Here is a 2676-nt window from a genome sequence, read left to right on the forward strand (position 1 = left end):
GAATGCGAAGCGGCGATTGCTCCGGCTGGATGATACCGATGCATCCGGCTCTGGCTGGCTATATGTCCTGCTTTTGAACGAACTTCGCCGCCGGGACTGCGTAAAGCCCCGTCGGCGCGCCATGGAGCATGATCTCCCGCTCGAAGACGAAGCCGCATTTCTCCAGCACGCGCCGCGATGCCGGATTGGCGGGACGCGCCAGTGCGATCACCCGATCGGCGCGCAAGGGGCCGAAAGCCGCGTGCAAGCTCCCCCGGACCAGTTCCGTCGCGTAGCCATGCCCCCAGGTCTCGGGGTGAAGATGATAGGACAGGTTCAGCCCATCGAAATCGCTCGATAAGGTGACGCCGCCGAAGCCGATCAGTTTCTCATTGGCTTCGACCGCCCAGCGACCAAATCCGCGCCTGTCCCAATGATCGATGTCGCGAGCGAGCCTCGCGGCACTCTGCTGCGGCGTGTCCGGCGTCGGGTCGGGGCGATGCGCCACCAGTTCGGGGCGCGAGAAAAGATCGGCCAGAAACTCCAGATCCGCCTGTTTGGGCCGGCGCAGCAGCAGTCGTTCGGTCTGCTGGCTGACAGGCAATGGCGCGGCCATCGTTTTTCTCCGTCGCCCTGTCGGCCGAAACGTCAGAGAATTTCCGTCTTGGCGATGTGAATGCCGAATCCTTCGAGCCCGACATAGTGGCGCTCGCGCGAGGCGATCAGGTTGATCGAGGAGATGCCGAGATCCTTGAGGATCTGCGCTCCGAGCCCGATCTCGCGCCACTCGTTCTCGCGCCGGCGCGCCTCTTCGTGATCCTCGCGGTCGCCGCTTTGTGGCCGCTTGCGCTCCTGATGGGCGACGCCGACCGAGCCTTCGCGCAGGTAGACGATGACGCCACGCTTGCGCTCGCCCATCGCCTTCATGATGTGGTCCAAGCGGTGGCTGGTGCCGAAGACGTCGGTGACGACGTCTTCCGAATGCAGCCGCACCGGCACCTCCTCGCCGTCGCGGATGTCGCCGAAGACGACCGCGACATGGTGCATGGAATCCCAGGGCAGCGTGTAGGTGAAAACCTGCGCCTTGCCGCCGGGCGTCTCGATGTCGGAGCAGGCGACGCGCTCGACCAGCGTTTCCTTGCGCTGGCGATAGGCGATGAGATCGGCGACCGAAACCTGCTTCAGCCCGTGCTGCGCGGCGAAAGCCTGCACCTCAGGTCCACGCTTGACGGTGCCGTCGTCGTTGACCAGTTCGGAGATGACGCCGATCGGCGGCAGCCCGGCGAGTTTGCACAGGTCGACCGCGGCTTCCGTATGGCCCGAGCGCATCAAGACACCGCCTTCGCGCGCGATCAGCGGGAAGATGTGGCCGGGCCGCACGAAGTCGGAGGCACCAACATTGCCATTGGCGAGGTTACGCACGGTGAGCGTGCGGTCGTCCGCCGAAATACCCGTCGTGGTGCCGTGCTTGAAGTCGACGCTGACGGTGAAAGCCGTGGTGTGGGCGGAATCATTGTCGGCCACCATGGGCGCAAGGTTTAGCCTCCTTGCGTCCTCGCGCAGCATCGGCGTGCAGACGATGCCGGAGGTGTTGCGGACGATGAAGGCCATCTTTTCCGGCGTGCAGTGGACGGCGGCAACGATCAGGTCGCCCTCGTTCTCGCGCCCATCATCGTCCATGACGACGACGATCTCGCCGCGCTCGAAAGCGCGGATCGCTTCGACGATCTTCTTCTGGTCGTATGGCATGGACGCTCGCTAGCTCGCTTGGGGAATAGGGCGGTAAGGGAGTAGGGGAACGGAAAAAGTTTGGCGTCGCCGAATGCGACGTAACATACTCTCCTGCTGCCTTACTGCCCTCCTCCCCTTCCCGTCTGTCCTCTATGGCGCAGATAATGATCCGCAATCGCGCAGGCAACCATGGCCTCGCCGATCGGCACGGCGCGGATGCCGACGCAGGGATCGTGGCGGCCCTTGGTCATGACCTCGACGTCCTTGCCGTCCTTGTCGATCGATTTCCGCGGCGTCAGGATCGAGGAGGTCGGCTTGACGGCGAAGCGTGCGACGATCGCCTGGCCGGTCGAGATGCCGCCGAGGATGCCGCCGGCATTGTTGGACAAAAACACCGGCTTGCCGTCATTGCCGATCCGCATCTCGTCGGCATTCTGTTCGCCGGTGATGCGAGCGGCTTCGAAGCCGTTGCCGATCTCGACGCCCTTGACGGCGTTGATCGACATCAGGCCGGAGGCGATGTCCTGGTCGAGCTTGGCATAGATCGGCGCGCCGAGGCCCGCCGGCACACCTTCGGCGACGATCTCGATCACCGCGCCGACCGACGAGCCGGCCTTGCGAATGCCGTCGAGATAGGCGGCAAAGACCGGAACCGAGGCCGGGTCGGGGGTGAAAAACGGGTTTTCCGCATCGCCGATGAAATTCCAGTTCCAATTGGCGCGATCGATCGACTTTTCACCCATCGAGACCAGGGCGCCGCGCACCACCATGCCCGGCACCACCTTGCGTGCCAGCGCGCCGGCCGCCACTCTGGCTGCTGTCTCGCGCGCCGAGGAGCGGCCGCCGCCGCGATGGTCGCGCAACCCGTATTTGATCTCATAGGTGTAATCGGCATGGCCCGGCCGGTACTGGCGGGCGATCTTGCCGTAATCCTTGGGGCGCTGCTCCCCATTTTCGATCAGCATC

General features: G+C 64.4%; 3 protein-coding genes. All 3 read right to left on the reverse strand.

Annotated features, from left to right (window positions below; all coding sequences use genetic code 11):
* Positions 1–58 precede the first annotated feature (58 nt).
* Complete coding sequence (locus EOA60_RS27765) at positions 59–595, reverse strand: GNAT family N-acetyltransferase (protein WP_095823813.1); 537 nt, start codon at positions 593–595, stop codon at positions 59–61.
* A 32-nt stretch (positions 596–627) separates the two neighbouring features.
* Positions 628–1728 carry a 3,4-dihydroxy-2-butanone-4-phosphate synthase gene (gene ribB, locus EOA60_RS27770; RefSeq protein WP_067327840.1) on the reverse strand — a complete coding sequence of 367 codons (1101 nt, stop codon included), beginning with the start codon at positions 1726–1728 and terminating at the stop codon, positions 628–630.
* A gap of 101 nt (positions 1729–1829) precedes the next feature.
* Positions 1830–2676 (reverse strand): chorismate synthase (gene aroC / locus EOA60_RS27775; RefSeq protein ID WP_128312229.1); only part of this gene is annotated, 847 nt, incomplete at its 5' end.

This window comes from Mesorhizobium sp. M1A.F.Ca.IN.020.06.1.1, assembly GCF_004023265.1.
Taxonomy (GTDB): domain Bacteria; phylum Pseudomonadota; class Alphaproteobacteria; order Rhizobiales; family Rhizobiaceae; genus Mesorhizobium.